The sequence below is a fragment of the Maribacter orientalis genome (assembly GCF_900109345.1).
Taxonomy (GTDB): domain Bacteria; phylum Bacteroidota; class Bacteroidia; order Flavobacteriales; family Flavobacteriaceae; genus Maribacter; species Maribacter orientalis.
Map to the genome: position 1 here is coordinate 159670 of NZ_FNZN01000007.1, position 20146 is coordinate 179815.

Below are 20146 nucleotides of genomic sequence, written 5' to 3' on the forward strand. Positions count from 1 at the left end.
TTATTTTGCCAGCTGTCTTTCCAGTTCTTGTTGGTTCACTACCCTTCTTTTAAGCATATTTACATAACGTAAGCCTTCTTTATTACCGTAATCGGCATAGGCTTTTGATGCAAATTCAATAGCTTTATCAAGGTTTCCATTAATTTCATTACTTATGGCCATATTGTAATAGGCTCTACCTGCTACCTTTAAATTAGAATTGTTCAATTCTGCATTCCATAATTCTGCAGCACCATCCCAATTTCCAGTTTGTGCTCGCCTTTTTGCAATTTTAAAATTAGAGCTTCCTCTTACGAAGTAATCTCTTGCGATTCGAATACGTTCAGGTTTAGTATATGATGCATAGTTAGAACCCAAATTGGTACTTACATCCAATACGGTCTCTTTTCGACCCATTACGGCATCAAAAGCCTTTATAGGGTTTATTCCCTCACCTTTAGAATAGACTTGATCATTTGAAATATATTCATCAACAATAATTCTACTAGTAGGATCATACACACGCCATCCATTTTTTATAACGGTATTTAATTTGATTCTGTGTCCAGGTACTTCTGCTACTATTCCTAAATTATTTGGCACCCTTACCATAGTCATTTCATAATCTACTGCGGTATCTGTATCATAAAATTCAAGAGAAAACAAAATATCAACCCCATTTTCCTTACAAATTTGATCCACAATTTCCCAAGAAAGCGCTGAAGGAAAAACGCCTAAACCTTTTTCAAAATCTTTTTGACCTTCTAAAATTTTTACTGTCTCAAAACGGTTTCCACGTTCTAACTCATAAGTAAGTCCTAGAATTGCATTTTGTGCTCCTTCCTTATCCAAATTAAGTCCTTCCAACGATAAAACCTTATCTATCTTATCGATTATTTTATTTTTTTCAGATGCCGTACTCCTATTTATTATACCAATACTGGCAACGTCTGATGGTATTGATACCTGAGCTGGTTGGGTTATGCCCATCGTTAGCCTATTTGTTGAACTACAGGCAATAATTGAAAAAGATGTGAAAATTAAGAGCAGTTTGAACACTAGATTTTTCATAATTCAAAAAATTTAAAACATAACGATTTGATTATAAACGAAAAATGAGCCCTAAAATTATATAATTGGTAAGTTTTCATTCAACTCATAGTTAAATCAATATTTTATATTCCTTATTTCCTTCAGCTGTTGATAACACAAGTATTTGTACAAACCTGTAACTTCAAATAAACAGTGTAAATTGGTATATTTACTTTGATAAATCTAAAATCCTCCTCTTCCCTATAGAATTGAAGGAAATTAATAACCAACATTACCTAAAATGAAAAAAATATTTCTAATAGCGCTCTGTTTGTGCATGAGTGGTTCCGTTTTTTCTCAGAAAATGAGCAAGGACAAAAATTTATTAATTTCTTCTATTGAAAAACATAAAGAAGAACTTATCAAAATCAGTGATTCTATTTGGGCATTGGCCGAAACTGCTTTCGACGAATCAGAGTCTTCTCGAATTTTAGCCGATTATGCGGAAAAGAACGGCCTGACCGTTACTAGAGGTGTTGCTGATATTCCAACCGCATTTACTGCTACTTATGGTTCTGGAAGTCCAGTGATTAGTATTCTTGGTGAATTTGATGCATTACCCGGTATTTCTCAAAAAACGTCTCCAGTAAAAGAACCACTTAAAGAAGGTGCAGCTGGTCATGGCTGTGGCCATAATATGTTCGGTACTGCAAGTCTTGGTTCAGCAATTGCCATTAAAGAATTAATGGATGCTGGAAAGATTACCGGTACTATAAAATTCTTAGGAACACCGGCAGAAGAAAAATACTTTGCAAAAGTATGGATGGTAAAAGCAGGATTGTGGGATGATGTAGATGTAAATGTAAGTTGGCATCCATCTGCTGGTATTGAGGCAGATGTTCAAAGCGGATTATCTTTAATTGACTTTATCGTTGAATTTTATGGCCAGTCTGCACATGCCTCCATGGATCCATGGAATGGGCGTAGCGCTTCAGATGCGTTAGAGTTATACACGACAGGAATAAATTATTACAGAGAACATATTTTACCAACTTCTCGTATTCATTACCATATACAAGATGCCGGACAGGTAGTAAATGTGGTGCCAGATTATGCTAAACTTTGGGTGCGTGTAAGAGACCCAAAGAGATCAAAAATGTTACCGACATACGAACGCGTAAAAGCTATGGCTGAGGGTGCCGCCATTATGGCCAATGTAGATTATAAAATATCATTGGTTTCAGGAATCTATGAAACTTTGGTAAACCGTTCTGGTGGAGAAATAATGCAGAATAACCTAGAACTCTTAGGACCAATTACATACACTGAAGAAGAAACAGTATTTGGTAAAGCGATACAAAAAGCAACAGGTAAACCTGAAGTTGGTATGGATGGTACCGTACACCCGCTAAAGGAAACTGAAGAAAACCCAGGTGGTGGTTCTACCGATGTTGGTGATGTAAGTTGGAACGTTCCAAATATTAATTTAGGCGTTTCTGTTGCGCCAACAGGAACCCCTTGGCATTCATGGGCAGTCGTTGCTTGTGGTGGTATGTCCATTGGGCATAAAGGAATGATACATGCATCGAAAGCAATGGCCATGACTATGTTAGATCTTTTCCAAAATCCAAAATTAGTCACTAAAGTGAAAGAGGAATTCAAAACACGTAAAGGTGACGAAGTTTATGAACCGATGATCGAAGGCCCACCACCATTAAATGAAAAATAATAAAGTTACTAAAAAGAAGCTATCTTAATCGATAGCTTCTTTCATTTTTGAGTAACTTCAATGTTCAAAAAATCACACTTTTAAAATGAAAAAAATAGTACTACTTCTTATTTTTATTTCAGGTTCATTCGCATCTGCACAGTCTTTTGATTTTCAATATGACCATTATTCATTTATTGTAAAAGATTTAGATAAGGTAGGTTCTTTTTATAAAAATGTATTGAATCTAAAGGAAATTCCACACCCCTCTGATACCACAAATTTTAAATGGTTTATTGTCAATGGAAATTCGCAACTGCATTTGATCAGAAAAGATAGTGTTGCTATGGAGCATAGTAAAAGTGTTCATCTATGTTTAGCAACTCAGAAATTAGAGGAGCTAATTACGTATCTTGAAGAGAATAATGTAACCTATTGGGATTGGCCAGGTAAAGAGAATTCAGTAACCTTAAGAGCAGATGGTGTTCGTCAGATCTACCTTAAAGACCCAGAGAATAATTGGGTAGAAATTAATAATGCAGTACATTAATTATCTGCACATTTTAAATTTTAGTGCATAATGAAAAATGAAATTAAAAAAATATTCAAGTTAGATTTCCCTTGGCAAACCCAAGATCCATTTCTGTTCTGTGTGTATCATTTAGACCACTACCCAAAAGGTAATGGAGAACTTGGCCCTGCTGATTCTTTACAAGGTAGAAATCTCGGAAATGATTTTACAATAAAAGATGGCTGGCGAATGTATCATGGAACAACTATTCCTGGTTTTCCTGCACATCCACATCGAGGTTTCGAAACCATTACCATAGCAAATAAAGGTTTCTGTGACCACTCAGATTCTCTAGGTGCGGCTGGCCGTTTTGGTGAAGGAGATGTTCAATGGATGACTGCTGGTAGTGGTGTTCAACATTCAGAAATGTTCCCATTACTACATACAGATAAGGAAAACACCTTAGAACTTTTTCAGATTTGGTTAAACTTACCTCAAAAAAGCAAGTTTGTTGACCCACATTTTAAAATGCTTTGGCACGAAGATATTCCTGTATTAGAATTAGAAGAGAGTATCGTAAAAGTTATCGCCGGTAATTTTAATAACCACAGTGCTCCAAATCCAGCACCAGATTCATGGGCGTCAGAAAACGAAAATGAAGTTGCCGTTTGGCTTATTCATATATATGCGAATGGGTCTATTACATTGCCAAAAGCAGAGAAAGACACTATTCGAACGATTTACTTTTACGAAGGTAGTACCATCGAAATATCAGGGGAAAGCATTCAGCTAAATCACGGAATAGAAGTAGAAGTATCTAAAGAGATAAAGCTAAACGCTGGTAACAAAGACGCTAAGGTATTAATTCTTCAAGGTAAACCAATAAAGGAACCAGTTGCCAAATATGGACCATTTGTTATGAATTCCGATGAAGAGTTACAAAATGCAATGGATGAATTTAGACTAACACAATTCGGAGGCTGGCCATGGAGATATCCTGATAACGTTCATGAAACAAACCGTGGTAGATTCGCAAAATATCCTGACGGTACTTTAGTAGAAAAATAAATGATCGATATAATTCGTCTAATTTGTGATACTGGTTTATTAATTCTTATATGGATTGTTCAGCTAATCATATATCCCAGTTTCTCTTATTACAAACATGAAGACCTTTTTAAATGGCACGAAACCTATACCAAAAGAATCGCCGTTATCGTAATTCCGTTAATGTTCGGACAAGTGATCACAAGTAGTATACAAGTTTATACTAACCTTGATTTTTACACCATTACGAGTAGTTTATTGGTAATTGGTGTATGGCTTTCCACATTCTTAATATTTGTTCCCTTAGACACCAATTTATCAAAAAGAGAAGAAGTAGAATTATCTATAAAAAAACTAAAACTCTATAATTGGCTACGAACCGTATTATGGAGTTTAATTTGTATAATAACGTGCTACTTTAAATTTAAGACCTTGTAATTTTAGCTCCTATAGCACGTAATCTTTCATCTATATTTTCATATCCACGATCAATTTGCTCGATGTTATGAATAGTTGAAGTTCCTTTTGCCGATAATGCAGCGATTAGTAAGGAAACACCTGCTCTTATATCTGGCGAAGTCATAGTAGTTGCCTTCAGAGTAGATTTGAAATCATGACCGATTACTGTTGCCCTATGTGGATCACAAAGTATCACCTTAGCACCCATATCTAATAATTTATCCACGAAAAACAAACGACTTTCGAACATTTTTTGATGAATAAGTACTTCACCTCTTGCCTGTGTCGCAACCACCAACATAATACTTAATATATCTGGTGTTAAGCCTGGCCAAGGTGCATCGGCAATGGTTAAAATAGACCCATCTATATAATTTTGAATTTCGTATCCATCTTTATGAATAGGAATAAAAATATCCTCTCCCCTTCGTTCTACCGTTATACCTAATTTTCTAAATACGGTAGGTATTTGGCCTAAATCGTCCCAACTTACATCTTTAATAGTCAGTTCACTTTTGGTCATGGCTGCTAATCCGATCCAACTACCAATTTCAATCATATCAGGTAGCATTCTATGTTCAGTTCCACCCAATTTATCGACTCCGTCAATAACCAACAGATTAGAACCAACGCCAGAAATCTTGGCCCCCATTCTATTCAGCATTTTACATAATTGCTGTAAATAGGGCTCACATGCGGCATTATAAATTGTTGTTTGACCTTCAGCTAAAACGGCTGCCATAACTATATTGGCAGTACCGGTTACTGAAGCCTCATCAAGCAACATATAAGTTCCGATCAATTTTTTAGCTTCTACACCGTAAAAATATTCTTCCTTATTATAACGAAATTTAGCGCCAAGTTTTATAAACCCTTCGAAGTGAGTATCTAAACGTCTTCTTCCAATTTTATCACCGCCAGGCTTAGGTATGTACCCTTTACCAAAGCGTGCTAATAAAGGTCCAACGAGCATTATAGAACCTCTAAGACCTCTACCGTCTTCCTTAAATTGATCAGACTGCAAATAATCCATATTAACATCGTCTGCCTTAAAAGTGTAGGAGCCTTTGCCTTTCTTTTGGATTTTTACGCCTAAATCCTCTAAAAGAGATATAAGCTTATTTACATCAACAATATCTGGAATGTTGTTGATGGTTACTTTTTCATCTGTAAGTAGTACGGCGCAAAGTATTTGAAGTGCTTCATTCTTTGCTCCTTGAGGCGTTATTTCACCAGATAATTGGTGACCTCCTTCAATTTTGAATGTTCCCATCTAGAGAAGTGGAAATTTAATAGCGTTTCTTACCGCGGTTATTATTATTTCTTTGATTTTTCTTTCCCGTACTGGCAGATCTAGGTGTTTTGGCCACACGGTTTTTAAGAAACTGACCACTGTCAGTTAAACTTTCGCCCTCTGCAGCTAAGTCTATACGACCATCACTTAAATCGTATAAATGCTTGAAAATTGCCTTATCATCAACCACATCTTTATTCCAATTCAAATAACACTTTTTCATGTGATTGGCAATAGCATACTCCAAACCAGATCGCTTATCACCTTTCTCCCATTCAACTGCAACATCAACCATGCGTTTAATGTTATTACCGTAAAATCGATATTTTGGAAAATTCTGAGGGTATTCTAACGGCTCAGGTCTTTGTCTTAAAATCTCTTTTGAGGTTATTGGAAATGGCGATTCAACATCTAATTTAAAATCAGACATAATGAATAATTGATCCCAAAGTTTATGTTGAAAATCGGGTACATCACGCAAGTGAGGCTGTAAATTACCCATTACGCTAATAATGGCCTGAGCCACTTTATTACGTTCAACCGGGTCTTCGATAGATACAGCGTGATCTACCATTTTTTGGAAATGACGTCCATACTCAGGTATAATTAAATGCGAACGTTCTGTATTATATTCTAGGTTTTCTACTAATTGCAAATTGAAATTTTTAACTTAATGTTTTTGAAGAAGTATTCTTATAACGATGCCAATTTAATAAAATTATAGATGAAATGCTATTTTACAAGGAGATTACACCTTCTATTTCACCTACTTCCTTATATTTTATAATAACATCATCTGGACTGTTCAAATATACAGTTATAGAAACACTAGTATATTTTCCGTTTTTCGATTTTTTTGAGTTGATCACAGCTCCTATATTATCGAATATTTTATGAATTTTATCAACCTTATCCGTATCGCTCTTTACTATAAATTTATATAGATAATTTGATGGCCATTTCGAGGTTGCTTCTAATTGTTCCTTTAGTTTTATATAAAACTCTACTGGGTTATTTTCATCCATGACTTTTATTTTATACAAAGATAAGTGTAATGTGCCAATTTTTTAATACTCAAGGTTTATGTACTTTTGCTAATAGATATGATGAGTTTGGGCAATAAAAGAATTGTAATTACAGGCGGACCAGGAACGGGTAAAACTGTACTGATTTCATCACTTGAAGAAAATGGATTTTACTGTTTTCATGAAGTGATTAGGACAATGACATTAGATGCATTAAACGGCAAACAAGTAGATGAGTTATTGGTAAATCCTATAGATTTTGTCGACGACGCAAAAAGTTTTAATGATGAACTAATCAATGCGCGTTTAAAACATTTCAACAACGGTAAAAACATCGATAAAAAGCATTTATTTTATGACCGAGGTTTACCAGATGTTATTGCCTATATGAATTACTTTAAACAACCAATAGAGGAACGATATAATGATTTGTGTTTAAAAAATCGTTATGACGAAGTTCTAATATTACCACCTTGGAAAGATATATACGTTCAAGACAATGAGCGTATGGAAAATTTTGAACAAGCTTGTGGTATTCATCAATATCTTGAAAAGACATATATTGATTTAGGTTACAAACCCATTGAAGTTCCATTCGGCACGATAGAAAATCGTTTGCAATTTGTAGTTGACCTCATAGAAAAATTCGGTGAATAATACACCAAAAGACATCTTGTCAAAATTTTGGGGCTTTGATAGTTTTAGAGGCTCACAAGAAGAAATTATTAACGCTGTTGCTAATAACCAAGATGTATTGGGGTTATTACCCACAGGTGGCGGAAAGTCTCTTTGCTTTCAAATACCTGCCTTAATGAAAGATGGTATTTGCATTGTTATTTCACCATTAATGGCATTAATTGAAAATCAAGTAGATAACCTACAAAAACGTGGAATAAAAGCTCTAGGATTAAAAGGTGGACTAAAATTCAGTGAAGTCGATAAATTGCTTGATAATTGTATGTATGGCAATTACAAGTTTTTATACTTATCTCCAGAACGTCTTCAACAAGAGCTTGTACAAGAACGAATTAAAGGAATGAATGTTTCTTTATTCGTTATCGATGAAGCACATTGTATTTCTCAATGGGGTCATGATTTTAGACCAGCTTATTTAACATGTTCTATATTACGAGATTTACACCCGAAAGCACCTATGATAGCGCTTACCGCTACAGCGACCAAAAGAGTGAGTGAAGACATAATTACCTCACTTAAACTTCATGAGCCTTTGGTGAAAAAAGATTCATTTTATAGAAAAAATATAGGCTTCGGGGTTATTATGACCGAGGATAAAAACAATCAGCTTAAGCAGTATTGTCGAAAAGTCAAGAACAGCGCAATTGTATATGTTAGAAGCAGGAGAAAATCTGAAGAATTATATAAATTCCTTTTAAAGAATGGTCTAAAAGCTACTTTTTATCATGGTGGAATAGACCCGAAAGCTAAATCTGAACGACTAAATTTATGGCTGGAAGATAAAGTGAACATAATGGTGGCCACAAATGCTTTTGGTATGGGAATAGACAAGCCAGATGTTGAGCTTGTAATTCATTATCAAATACCTGACAGTGTAGAGAATTATTTTCAAGAAGCAGGCCGAGTAGGCAGGAATGGTGCTTCTTCGAAAGCAATTCTATTGACAAATACTACGGATAAATTATTAGTTAAAAAGCAGTTTTTAGAAGTTCTACCAGATGTTTCTTATGTAAAAAAGATATATCTAAAATTGAATAATTATTTTCAAATTGGATATGGAGAATTTACCGAAACAAAATTTCAATTAAATTTTAATGAATTCTGCTCAGTTTATAAATTGAATACCTTCTTAACCTATAATGCCCTATTGATTTTAGACCGTAATTCAGTTATTTCTTTATCTGAGAATTTCTCTAAAAAACAAACTATTAAGTTTAAAACTGGCAAAGAAACACTTTATAGATACATTGCCGAAAATCCTAAATTAGCAGATTTCATAAAAGTAGTACTTAGAACCTATGGTGGTCTTTTTGAATTTGAAACTCAAATAAACACCTATCTATTAGGTAAAAAGACACAATTATCTGAGTCACTCATACACCTGAATTTCGAGCAATTAGCTACAGATAATATTATTGATTATACACGTACTACTAGCGATTTAGAGCTATTGTTTCTAGTACATAGAGATGATGACCGAACCATAAATCGATTTGCGAAAATAATCGAGGATCAGAATCAACTTAAAGTTGAGAATGTTTCTAAAATGCTTGCTTACATAGAAAATGATACAATATGTAGAAGTGTTCAGTTATTGCAATATTTTGGAGAAATTCAAAAAAGAGTTTGTGGTATATGTGATGTTTGTATTAAAAATACACTAGATAATCGTGATGTTATCAATACAAAATTGAAAATAATCGAATATTTAAGAATTAATAAAGCGAACTCTAGAGAGCTTCAACAAAGATTAAATATAAATCAGGAAATAGTAATTACCGCCTTACGAGAATTATTAGAAGAAAATCAGATAACATTAAATTCTATTAACCAATACCAACTTATATAACATGGAAGCATTAAGAATTATATTTATGGGTACCCCAGATTTTGCCGTAGGCATTTTGGATATGCTTGTTAAAAATGAATATAACATAGTCGGTGTAATTACAGCACCTGATAAACCAGCAGGTAGAGGCCGAAAACTAAATGAATCTGCAGTAAAAAAATATGCGTTAGAGAATAATATTAATGTATTACAGCCCACCAACCTTAAGAATGAAGACTTTTTAAAAACCTTAAAATCTTTAAATGCCAACTTACAAATTGTTGTAGCTTTTCGAATGTTACCTAAAGTGGTATGGAATATGCCGAAATATGGCACATTTAATCTTCATGCTTCTCTTTTACCTCAGTATCGTGGTGCAGCACCTATTAACTGGGCTATTATTAATGGTGAAACTAAAACAGGTGTTACAACTTTCTTCATTGATGATAAGATAGATACAGGCGCCATTATATTACAGGATGAAACTTCAATAGAAAAAACAGATAATGCAGAAGATTTACATGATCGGTTAATGAGTTTGGGTGCGAAAACAGTTTTAAAAACGGTAGAGCGCATTCAGAATGGTAATTTTAAAACAACAGAGCAACCTAATCTCGACGATTTAAAGCTTGCTTATAAGATACATAGAGAGACTTGTGAAATTGATTGGAACAAGTCTATTGAAGATATCTATAACTTTATTCGTGGTCTTAGCCCCTATCCTGCAGCATGGACTACCTTAGAAAACTCTGATTCAAAAATTATAACTAAAATATATAAAGCCAACATGCAACTTGAGCAACATGACTTAGAGAATGGAACGTTAATTTTCAATAAAAAAGAGATGAAGGTTGCCGTTAAAGAAGGGTACTTGAATTTAGAGGAAATACAGCTTCAAGGAAAAAAAAGAATGCACATTAAGGATGTACTAAATGGCTTAAATCTTGAAGAAAACGCTAAAATGAGGTAAAGCCCCGTTGTCATTGGGCTGCGAGAATTGTAAAAAAACCCCTACTTTATCAACAAACACGCTGAGTTATCAACAAAATAGGGGATTTCCCCTTGTTTTACTTGTGTTCGTCATAAATCCATATAAATTTGTTATTAGGTATAAATTTTTTAATCACAATTAATTAATCACATTATGAACAAAACAGAATTGATCGATGCAATGGCAGCTGATGCTGGCATCACAAAAGCTGCGGCTAAAAAGTCATTGGAATCTTTCTTGGGAAATGTTGAAAATTCCTTAAAAAAAGGAGATAGAGTTTCTTTGGTAGGTTTCGGTTCTTGGTCCGTATCTAAAAGAAATGCAAGAGAAGGTAGAAACCCATCAACTGGAAAAACTATCCAAATTGCTGCTAAAAATGTAGTGAAGTTTAAAGCAGGTGCTGATTTAGGCAAAGCTGTAAACTAATTTTACATAGATAAAATTTTTAAAAGCGCCTTTTTAGGCGCTTTTTTGTTTCTATATTTTTGCATTTAAGAGGATTTGTCTTACTTTAGAAATATAATCATCTAGAAGTAATGATCATATTAAAACCAACTAAGGGCAAATTGCTTATTGCTGAACCCTCACTGACGGGTGATGTTTCTTTTAATAGATCCGTCGTTTTGTTAGCTGAGCATAACAATGAAGGTTCCGTAGGTTTTATATTGAACAAGCCATTAGAGTATCAAATAAATGATTTAGTAACTGAAATTGAATTTCCATTTCAGGTTTACAATGGTGGCCCCGTTGAACAAGACAATCTTTACTTCATTCATAAAGTGCCGCACTTAATTGATAACAGCGTAGAAATTTCTGACGGAATTTATTGGGGAGGAGACTTTGAAACCACAGTTGAGCTTATCAATAAAGAAATTATTTCAGAGGATGATATTCGCTTTTTCTTGGGTTATTCGGGCTGGTCTTCACTACAACTTGATGATGAGCTATCCTCAAAATCTTGGATAGTAATTGAAAACGAACATGAAAGTAGGATTATACAAAAGGCAGCAAATGCATTTTGGAAAGAAAACATGATACAATTAGGTGGAGATTATTTGCTTTGGTCTAATGCTCCAGAAAATCCTAGTTTAAACTAAACAGCCTTACTTACGGACATTCTTGCAGCCGCATTTAATTTGCCTATTAAGTTTTTCGCAACATAATTTGAGTACAACTTTTTCCGATATTTCGTAATTGAAATTATACCGTCTATAGCATTTATTACAAATAATTCATCCGCCTTTTGAAGTTCAAATGGTGAAATGCTAAGTTCTTGTAATTCATAATCTTCTAGTTTTGAGATAATTTCAATCAATTTTTTTCTTAGAATTCCATTTAAGCAACCGTCGGTTAACGGTGGCGTTTTTATAATATTCTTTTGAATTAAAAAGATATTACCGTTTAAAGACTCTATAACTTGTTTCTGCTCGTTTAACACCAAACAGTCATGGTAATCATTCTCTTGAGCATAGATTCTACCAACAACATTCAGAATTTTATTGGTAGTATCAAGATTAGAAAGCATGCTAGCATTCTTATAAAAATCTTTATAAAGCTCTACTTCATATTCATTCTCTTCTAAAACATAAAAATGATTTGGCAATATGGAAGTTGTTACTATGTATGAAATACTATTATTAGCCAAGGCATTATCGTTTTCATTTTTTCTGAATACAGTAAACTTAATATGCTTTGTCTGCTTTAAATCTTCATTTGAGATAGTTTTAAGCATTTCTTCTTCCATAAACTCCATTGTAAAATTCATAGGAATTTCCATCCGAAGAATACGCATCGAAGACATTAGTCTTAAATAATGTTCTTCTAGAAAGATAACTTCACCAGAAACAACACGTAGCTCCTCATAAACACCATCACCAAATTGCAAACCCCTATTTTTTGCATCTAGAATTTTATCTTCCTCATTAATAAGTTTACCATTAAAATTGAACATAAAAAAAGCCTTAAAAAATTAAGGCTCAAAGATACTGTAAATAAGAATATTTCTAAGAAGAACCCAATACCTGCTTTAAATCAGATACTTGATTGGTCCAAAGCATCTTAGACTCCTCAACTTCATCATCTTCGGCGAAATCTGTTATAAACAAAGAAACATCTTTGGTGATTTCGTCAACGATTATTTTCATTTCAAAATAACTATCATCCTCTGCTTCTTCCCAAGCAAAGCGAACGAATTCGTCGGTTTTTCTTTTTAATAATTTAGCTTCTTCTTCAGATCCGTCCCATATAAAGGTAAATTTCTCGCCTCTAGAATTAACATTATCTGCAAACCATTCTGATAAGCCCGAAGGTGTTGCCAAATATTGATATAACATTTGTGGTGAAGACTGAATTACAAATTCTATTTCAAATTTTATTTTATCGCTCATTTTCCTACTACTTTATGCCGAGCAATATATATATTTCTAAATGATTAAAAAATATTTGTGCACTATAAATTTTTTAGTCTGCATTAGTTGAAGAACAAATAATTTACCACTATATTTGCAGCCGTTTAAAAATACTATGGCGAGGTAGCTCAGTTGGTTAGAGCGTCGGATTCATAACCCGGAGGTCGGGGGATCGTGCCCCCCTCTCGCTACTAAGATTAAAATCTTTAAAAACAGCGGTTTAGTTTTCACTAAACCGTTTTTTTATGCCTAATTTTAAGGAGTTAATTACCTTCGAATACGAAAATGAATACGAAAGTGCATACGATTTGTCTCTAAAACGAAATTTTTCCATCCCTAAAATATACTCCGCCAAAGGCGATTTGACTAAACGTTGGTATATTTATTTTTCTTTTCGGGACCCTGAAAATGGAAAATTGAAACGTCAAACTCCTTTTTATGGAGATACCAATAAATATAGGACCAAGGAAGATAGAATGTCGGTATTGGTTATCTATAGAAAAGTATTATTGCGGTTATTGAAAAAAGGTTATAATCCGTATTCCGATAATTTAGATCTACATAATAATTTACAAACTAAAAATAAGGCAACCGCAACTTCAGATTTGTCCGATAAGTTCAATAATCGATCCGAAACCATTTTGGAAAAGCCAAATATGACCGTTCAAGAAGCATTTGAATTCGGAATTAAGCTAAAAGAAAAGGTAATAAGCCAAACTACCAAAAGAGATTATCAAAGTAAAATAAAAAATCTTCAAGAATGGCTTGCGACAAATCAACCGGAAATAAAATATATTACTGAACTTAATAAGAAAGTTGTCACCTCATTTCTAAACTATGTTCTGGATAAAAACAGTGCACGTACTAGAAACAATTATAAAAGTGATCTGAGCAGTATTATTCAGGTATTGGTAGACAATGAAATTATAAATAATAATTTTATAAAGAAAATACCTAAATTAAAGTCTAGCCCTGAACGGAACAAAACATATTCCCAGAATATTCAAGAAGAGATTTTTGAATATTTAGAAGTTCAAGACCCGATTTTATTACTCTACATAAAATTTATCTCTTATAACTTTTTACGCCCAATAGAAGTCTGTCGACTTAAAGTAAAAGATATTGATATAAAAAATAGACGAATACAATTTAAAGCGAAGAACAGTCCATTAAAAACCAAAATAATACCAGAGTTATTGTGGAGGGATTTGCCGGACCTTACGAAAGTGGATAAAGATGCCATCCTATTTACACCGGAGAAAATCGGTGACCAATGGGACACCGAAATTCGAAATAGAAGAGACTATTTCAGCAAACGTTTTAAAAAAGTGGTCAAGGACCATTTCAAATTAGGAATAGATTATGGGCTATATAGCTTTAGGCACACTTACATAACAAAAGTTTATAGAGCTTTAATGAAGGACGCCTCCCCCTTTGAGGCCAAGAGTAAGTTGATGCTGATTACAGGCCATTCTTCCATGACCGCCCTAGAAAAATATTTAAGGGATATAGATGCAGAACTACCCGAAGACTACTCTACAATGTTAAAAAATGTACATGAATAATACCTCTTTGGAAATATTGTACAAGCACCTGATCTCAAGTCTGTGGGAAGAGCTATTATTTTTTATCCCTGACAATAAAGTTTCAAATGAATTCTTGGACAACCATAGAGAAATAGAATTGGAAAAACTTCAAAATAAGGTAATGGTCATAGATTATCATATGGGACCTATATTGTACGGAACAAGCAGGGATAATAACCTGATAATATTTAAAGGGAGCACATTAAAAAAAAGTACCCGGCAATTATTAAATGCAAAAGCAAGTTCCGATGAAATGGAATTTAATTACATTCTAGAATTATACTATGAGCAGGTTGAGTGCTTATATTTTATTACTAATTGGCTGAATGAAAATATAAAGCAGGTACTTCCTCAAGAGGACTCCATTAAAGGTTTGTTTAAACTCCAATATAATTTCCACAAGACACATTTTGAAACAATTTTAAAACAGTTTTATCCCGATATGCAATCTTTGCCCAAAGGCAATTTTAATATCGGTAAATCGTTAGAGACATCTTTCCCCCATTTATCCAATCTTTTTTATACTAGGGATAAACAAAATTTAGTACCAGGAGTTTCCGATTTACAAGAAAATATTCTTGAGATCTTACCCACTTCTACAAATCAGAAAACACTGATCAGAAAAAGTAAAGAACAGCCTATTATCTCAGATTCCGAAGCTGAGATAATTCTTTTGAAGCGTATTTTCAAGATTGGCAGTTAAAAGATTTCAATAAATTATGCGTAAATTAAACGTTTAATTTACGCATAATAATGAAAAAAACTGAAATTTGCATGTATTGTGGTGGTGACTATGTTCCAAAAAGAAGAGGGGCACAAAAGTTCTGTAGTAACTCTTGCCGAAGTCTAAACTGGAAAAACAACCAACAGATTAAAGGATCGAAGGTGCCTGATGTTGTTTCTATCGATGAAAAACCTATGATACCAGAAAAGCCAAGCTTACAGGAAAAAATGTCTTTAGCAGGAATTGGAAATGCTGCCGCAGGGATAGCTGTTGTAGAAATAGTTAAGAATATTGCAACTCCAAATGCCAGCAAACCAGCTACTAAAAAAGATATTGAAGATTTAAAAATGTTCATTAAATCCCGTTATTTTTTAGTAAGGAACATAGGAAGGGATATTCATGGAAAACCTGCATATTATGACATAATAACAGGTAATATAATTCATATGTAAAATTCGGTCAACAGAAAATAATTTGCAATCTCATTACATCTTCGAAAAAAGTAAATCAAGCAGCCTTTCGACTAGATTTTTAGATTTGAATTCTTTGCCATATAGTCCTGCCAAGTGACCAGTACATATTTTTCCTTCCCGTTCTCCGTTTTTTTAAGAAATCCGTATTCATATACAAAAAGATACACCTCCCCTTTTTGGTTTTTCCAGTAGTGGGTAAAAAAATTCGGGTCAAACCCCAGCTCCAATAGAACATTGCTCCGTATCGTTACCTTTCCCCCCTTGTTATGTTCCTTTAAGATCTTCCGGTTCAGTTTCAACTGGTTGTCCACTTTATTATAGAAACGTTCCGGTCGTTCCTTTTCCTTTTGGTATTGGTAGGCACTCTTGCAGTGTAGGTTGCAATATTTCTTATCCGTTCTACCGGTAAGTTGCTTTTTACAATAAAGACATTCATGCTGTAATCTCATTTCTATAAACTTAAGTGAATCCCTATGCGAACAATATTCGCTTAAGGTACGATTAAATCATTTCTATCCTATAAATTGCTCTTTTATCCATTAATCCAATAGTATGGCTTCCTCTAATACATCACATTTAAAATCCATAACCCTATATCATCTGATGATCAAGGGCCAAAAGATGATAGGCATAAAATTTTCTCCGGACAGACTTATACAGGGTCTGATTAAAGGCCTGCCCGACCCTAAATGGAGCTCTGGGCACCAAATGGCGTATATACCTCATACTAAAGAAAACCTAGGCATAATCTTCAACACCTTCAAGGGCGTTGTTTGGATCAATTATAACCGTTTTCTTTCAAACAGGCCTTTAAACAAAAGTGATGAACCGGTAGATGTTTCTTGGTTCAGAAAACGAAAACCCATACCTGGATACCGCCTTTGCCCTGAAGAATACCTTTTAAAACTTGAACTGAAACGATATGCCAACGCTACCGTAAAAACCTATGTCAACTTCTTTGAAATATTCATCAATCATTACAAGGACAGGGAATTGGCAACCCTTGATGAAAGTGATATCAGGGCCTTTCTTCAATTTTTGATTCATAAAAATGTATCGAACTCCTATTTGAACCAAGTGATCAACGCTATAAAATTCTACTACGAAGTGGTCTTAGGGATGCCGAACAGATTTTATGAGATCGAGCGTCCTAGAAAATCATCGAAACTGCCCACTGTAATTTCAAAGCAAGAAATTCTTTCCGTTATCGATAACACCAACAATATAAAGCACAGGTGTATAATAGAACTGTTGTACGGTTCTGGATTAAGGCGCAGTGAACTGTTGAACCTAAAAATAAACGACGTGGACAGTAAACGCATGCTGATCTTGGTGAAGGATTCAAAAGGAAACAAAGACCGGAATACCCTATTGTCAAAGACTGCACTGGAACATCTACGCATTTACTATAAACAATATAAACCCACCACATTTCTTTTTGAAGGCGGGCAGGGAAAACAATACAGTGCGGAAAGCGTACTCAAGATCGTAAAAACGGCGTCGGTAAAAGCACGAATAAGAACCAGGGTAACACCCCATGTTTTAAGGCATAGTTTTGCCACTCATTTATTAGAATCGGGTGTTGATCTGCGTCAAATTCAAGTATTACTAGGCCATGGATCAAGCAAGACGACAGAAATCTACACCCATGTAGCGGTAAATACTTTTGAATCAATTAAAAATCCTTTAGATTAGTACGGACAAAAAAGAAATATACGTACCAGTACGCATATACAATTGTTGTAGTGCATTTAAAAAAATCAATTGAACCAAATAAATGAACGAATTCTTAGAACCGATTTTACTAAAAGAAGAATTCATTTTTAATGGAACTATCGACGAATTGAATGAAAGGATTCGATTAAATAATGACAAGAATTTTAGAACGAAATGGTCAGAATACAATCGCTTTGAGTTCTTCGCAAAATGGTCGTTAGGTACATTGATGTTTAGAGGATTTCCAACTGCTGTGGATGGAATAAAAGGGTTTGCGGAGTTGACACGTAAAGGGGAAAATAAAACTCACGTGCTGTTGAAAACTAAGGTGCGGATTGAATTGTATTTTTTTCTAATAATTCTGACTATAATATGTGTTGCTGGACTTGCCACTCAGACGGACTTCCCTATTTGGCTTTTGTTGCTGATTCCATTTGGACTTTTATGGTTCTGGTTTGTTTACCGAATTCAGGAGAAAATGTTATTTAAAAAATTACGCCTTTACTTAGCAGACGGAAAAAAAACGCACTACAACAATGCCTAAACGTAATGCGGACTTTTGGGCTAAATCATAAGGTCTGTGTATATTTATAATGTCGCTAAATCTTTGGGATTTAGCTTTGGACAAAAAAGAAAAAGCAAAATCAAAAGCTATAGCTTCGGCGAAGACGGAAACAAAAAGTTTCCTTGCCTCCGCACTACGCTTAGCTTAAACGTTGCAAACAAGCTAAAGAAACTTTATGGGATTAACAGGATTTAGAGAAAGAATATTGAAATTAAGAGCTGAACAAGCTAAATCTATTCCATCCAGAGTATTTTTCAATCATTTTTTTTCGATTATTTATTGTATTGATTGTAACGAAGAAAAGTATGACTTAAAAAAAATCCCTTTTTACAACGGAATTAAAATTAAGAATGAGAAATTTAACATTGAAGAAGTACGAAAACTTCTTTGGAATTCTTGGAGTACGGAATATGCATATAGAATTGGCGAAAAAATAGACAATGACGACTATTATAAATTTTCACTTCATTGGAATTTCCCACAAGCTTACTATTCTGTTTATTTATCAATGACTGCTTTCCACGAAACTCAAGGAATTGCTAATGAACAACACGAAAAATCTATTAAACTATTTGGAAATTCAGTAAAAGACAAGCATTACCCATCTGCAATAAGTTTTTACACCTCTGGACTTAAAGATGAGTTCGAATATTCTGGACTTCCAAACTTTAAAGGCTTCCCTAAAGAAAATAGTGTTTTAAGCAAAATTGAGTGTTTAGAAGATGCCGAATTGCAATTAGCTACATTTTTAAAAACTACAAGAAAGAAAAATGCGGAGGATAAAAGAAGTCGACTACAAAAACAAAATCACAGAGATTTTAGAAACGCAAAAGGAGAATTTAGAAAGTCATTTAAAAAAGAACATTGGGATATTATTTTCAAAACAATTCCGATAACTTCTGTTTTTAACTTATTATATAGATTGAGAATAAAAGCCAACTATCGAGACATTGAAAGTTTTGTAAATGCAGATATTGATTTTAAAAGTTTCCATTCAAGTTTAGGACAATTAATTTACTACTTGAATTTTATTCACGAAGCTTACATTGTAAAAGCAATTGGAATAGCTGAATATGAAAAAATATTAAAGGCATTTCCAAACCACTTGAATGAAGAAACAGCATTGAAAAGATTTGAAGAAAATATTAAACCATTAGAATAAAGCCAGTTTACAACACCGTATATAATTTATTGCTAGTTCTAGCCTACTTACGAAAATCCTTGCGGATTTTCTATTCGGTTTTTATTTGCTAAATGTCTTGCTAAACCACGCAACAAACCATATACAAACACGTTGCCACAAATATTGAGCAGGTGTAACATAAAGTGAAAAATCGCTCAATAAACTCTTAAAATCAGTACGTAATCGGATTCTAAATAGATGGACCGAATTCATACTCGGTCGCGGTCTTTACGCAAAAAAGCTTTCCAATCTGTACGGAACGGTTACGCAAGCAGTACGCCAGCTTCCCCCTCCCGGGGTGGCAATTCGCAAGCAACACTTCAAGTACGCAAGCAAAACGCAAGCAACGCAGCATAGGAAATACTTGTGGCAACAAAACCTAAGTGTAATGCGGTGGTAAAGTTTTTAATCGCAACGTTTGTGTATATTTATAAAGGCGCAAAATCATTCGGATTTTGCTTCCGATAGTAAAAAATAAACCAAAACAAAATGCTTTCGCTTCGGGACGTGGCGCAAAGGGAATCGCTTCCTTAAAACCGCACTACTCTTAGCTCAGGCGTTACAGCACATATGGTACGATATACAAACATCCTTTACAAAGTTATAGAAACATCGTTTACACTTTTTAAGTTGCATTTGGAACCAACATTCAGATGCTATGCCTTGGAAAGAACATACGATTATGGAACAAAAAATTGAATTTATCTGTGAATGGCGAACTGGAAAATACACCATCACGGAGCTTTGTAGAGTCTTTGAAATCTCAAGACCGACGGCTTACAAAATCATTGCCCGGTTTGAAAATGAAGGCTACGAAGGTCTTAGGGAGCTGTCCAGAAAACCACGTAGCCCGCACCCGAACGCGACCAACGAAAAAGTGTTGGACCGTATATTGAAATTGAAGGAAAAACACAAGGCATG

Annotated in this window: 22 protein-coding genes and 1 tRNA gene; 16 read left to right on the forward strand and 7 right to left on the reverse strand. The window is 34.2% G+C overall.

Going from position 1 to position 20146, the window contains the following annotated elements:
* A complete protein-coding gene (locus tag BMY56_RS14780) occupies positions 1-1050 on the reverse strand; it encodes a DUF6340 family protein (protein WP_091625905.1) in 1050 nt (349 codons plus the stop codon).
* Positions 1051-1312: 262 nt separating this feature from the next.
* On the opposite strand from BMY56_RS14780, the gene BMY56_RS14785 reads away from it, so the two are divergent.
* The 3 genes from BMY56_RS14785 to BMY56_RS14795 all read left to right on the forward strand — a co-directional run bounded on the left by BMY56_RS14785 (position 1313) and on the right by BMY56_RS14795 (position 4298).
* Positions 1313-2740, forward strand: a complete 1428-nt coding sequence (locus tag BMY56_RS14785) for an amidohydrolase (protein ID WP_091625907.1) — start codon at positions 1313-1315, stop codon at positions 2738-2740.
* An 85-nt stretch (positions 2741-2825) separates the two neighbouring features.
* Positions 2826-3269 carry a VOC family protein gene (locus tag BMY56_RS14790; protein ID WP_091625909.1) on the forward strand — a complete coding sequence of 148 codons (444 nt, stop codon included), beginning with the start codon at positions 2826-2828 and terminating at the stop codon, positions 3267-3269.
* 30 nt (positions 3270-3299) lie between these two features.
* Positions 3300-4298 carry a pirin family protein gene (locus BMY56_RS14795; protein ID WP_091625912.1) on the forward strand — a complete coding sequence of 333 codons (999 nt, stop codon included), beginning with the start codon at positions 3300-3302 and terminating at the stop codon, positions 4296-4298.
* A 403-nt stretch (positions 4299-4701) separates the two neighbouring features.
* Here the strand turns inward: BMY56_RS14795 and murA are convergent, their stop codons facing one another.
* The 3 genes from murA to BMY56_RS14815 all read right to left on the reverse strand — a co-directional run bounded on the left by murA (position 4702) and on the right by BMY56_RS14815 (position 7055).
* On the reverse strand, positions 4702-6009 hold the full coding sequence (gene murA, locus BMY56_RS14805; protein WP_091625917.1) for a UDP-N-acetylglucosamine 1-carboxyvinyltransferase: 1308 nt from the start codon (positions 6007-6009) through the stop codon (positions 4702-4704).
* A gap of 16 nt (positions 6010-6025) precedes the next feature.
* Positions 6026-6685, reverse strand: coding sequence for a DUF4290 domain-containing protein (locus tag BMY56_RS14810; RefSeq protein ID WP_091625920.1), 660 nt, complete (start codon positions 6683-6685; stop codon positions 6026-6028).
* An 82-nt stretch (positions 6686-6767) separates the two neighbouring features.
* Entirely contained in the window at positions 6768-7055 is a 288-nt protein-coding gene (locus BMY56_RS14815) for a DUF493 family protein (protein ID WP_091625923.1), read from the reverse strand.
* Positions 7056-7142: 87 nt separating this feature from the next.
* Between BMY56_RS14815 and BMY56_RS14820 the strand changes: the two genes are divergently transcribed.
* The 5 genes from BMY56_RS14820 (at position 7143) to BMY56_RS14840 (ending at position 11667) form a co-directional block, all read left to right on the forward strand.
* A complete protein-coding gene (locus BMY56_RS14820) occupies positions 7143-7712 on the forward strand; it encodes an AAA family ATPase (protein WP_091625977.1) in 570 nt (189 codons plus the stop codon).
* 16 nt (positions 7713-7728) lie between these two features.
* Entirely contained in the window at positions 7729-9600 is a 1872-nt protein-coding gene (locus BMY56_RS14825; protein WP_245737237.1) for a RecQ family ATP-dependent DNA helicase, read from the forward strand.
* Position 9601: 1 nt separating this feature from the next.
* Positions 9602-10549, forward strand: a complete 948-nt coding sequence (gene fmt / locus BMY56_RS14830) for a methionyl-tRNA formyltransferase (protein ID WP_091625928.1) — start codon at positions 9602-9604, stop codon at positions 10547-10549.
* Positions 10550-10723: 174 nt separating this feature from the next.
* On the forward strand, positions 10724-10996 hold the full coding sequence (locus tag BMY56_RS14835) for an HU family DNA-binding protein (RefSeq protein ID WP_058102542.1): 273 nt from the start codon (positions 10724-10726) through the stop codon (positions 10994-10996).
* Between the two features lie 110 nt (positions 10997-11106).
* Positions 11107-11667: a YqgE/AlgH family protein gene (locus BMY56_RS14840; RefSeq protein WP_091625931.1), complete on the forward strand. Its 561-nt coding sequence runs from the start codon at positions 11107-11109 to the stop codon at positions 11665-11667.
* Here BMY56_RS14840 and BMY56_RS14845 read toward each other — a convergent pair.
* Both BMY56_RS14845 and BMY56_RS14850 read right to left on the reverse strand, forming a co-directional pair.
* Complete coding sequence (locus BMY56_RS14845) at positions 11664-12521, reverse strand: aminotransferase class IV (RefSeq protein WP_091625933.1); 858 nt, start codon at positions 12519-12521, stop codon at positions 11664-11666. The two genes, BMY56_RS14840 and BMY56_RS14845, sit on opposite strands and share 4 nt — an antisense overlap.
* A 52-nt stretch (positions 12522-12573) precedes the next feature.
* Positions 12574-12957, reverse strand: coding sequence for an START-like domain-containing protein (locus tag BMY56_RS14850; RefSeq protein ID WP_091625936.1), 384 nt, complete (start codon positions 12955-12957; stop codon positions 12574-12576).
* 138 nt (positions 12958-13095) lie between these two features.
* Here BMY56_RS14850 and BMY56_RS14855 point away from each other — a divergent pair.
* From BMY56_RS14855 to BMY56_RS14870, 4 genes are all read left to right on the forward strand, one after another.
* A tRNA-Met gene (locus BMY56_RS14855) sits at positions 13096-13169 on the forward strand.
* A gap of 54 nt (positions 13170-13223) precedes the next feature.
* Entirely contained in the window at positions 13224-14543 is a 1320-nt protein-coding gene (locus BMY56_RS14860; RefSeq protein WP_091625938.1) for a tyrosine-type recombinase/integrase, read from the forward strand.
* The gene (locus tag BMY56_RS14865) at positions 14536-15267 is read left to right on the forward strand and encodes a hypothetical protein (RefSeq protein ID WP_091625943.1); all 732 of its coding nucleotides are present in this window, start codon (positions 14536-14538) and stop codon (positions 15265-15267) included. The genes BMY56_RS14860 and BMY56_RS14865 overlap by 8 nt, the downstream gene beginning before the upstream one ends.
* A 50-nt stretch (positions 15268-15317) precedes the next feature.
* Entirely contained in the window at positions 15318-15740 is a 423-nt protein-coding gene (locus BMY56_RS14870) for a hypothetical protein (RefSeq protein ID WP_091625946.1), read from the forward strand.
* A 71-nt stretch (positions 15741-15811) separates the two neighbouring features.
* Here BMY56_RS14870 and BMY56_RS14875 read toward each other — a convergent pair whose 3' ends face one another.
* On the reverse strand, positions 15812-16210 hold the full coding sequence (locus tag BMY56_RS14875) for a hypothetical protein (protein WP_091625949.1): 399 nt from the start codon (positions 16208-16210) through the stop codon (positions 15812-15814).
* A gap of 172 nt (positions 16211-16382) precedes the next feature.
* Here BMY56_RS14875 and BMY56_RS14880 point away from each other — a divergent pair, with 172 nt between their 5' ends.
* From BMY56_RS14880 to BMY56_RS14895, 4 genes are all read left to right on the forward strand, one after another.
* Positions 16383-17456, forward strand: a complete 1074-nt coding sequence (locus BMY56_RS14880; protein ID WP_091625980.1) for a tyrosine-type recombinase/integrase — start codon at positions 16383-16385, stop codon at positions 17454-17456.
* An 82-nt stretch (positions 17457-17538) separates the two neighbouring features.
* The gene (locus tag BMY56_RS14885; RefSeq protein ID WP_091625951.1) at positions 17539-18021 is read left to right on the forward strand and encodes a hypothetical protein; all 483 of its coding nucleotides are present in this window, start codon (positions 17539-17541) and stop codon (positions 18019-18021) included.
* 196 nt (positions 18022-18217) lie between these two features.
* The gene (locus tag BMY56_RS14890) at positions 18218-19204 is read left to right on the forward strand and encodes a hypothetical protein (RefSeq protein ID WP_091625954.1); all 987 of its coding nucleotides are present in this window, start codon (positions 18218-18220) and stop codon (positions 19202-19204) included.
* Positions 19205-19883: 679 nt separating this feature from the next.
* On the forward strand, positions 19884-20146 hold a 263-nt coding region (locus tag BMY56_RS14895; RefSeq protein WP_143057829.1), incomplete at its 3' end, for a helix-turn-helix domain-containing protein.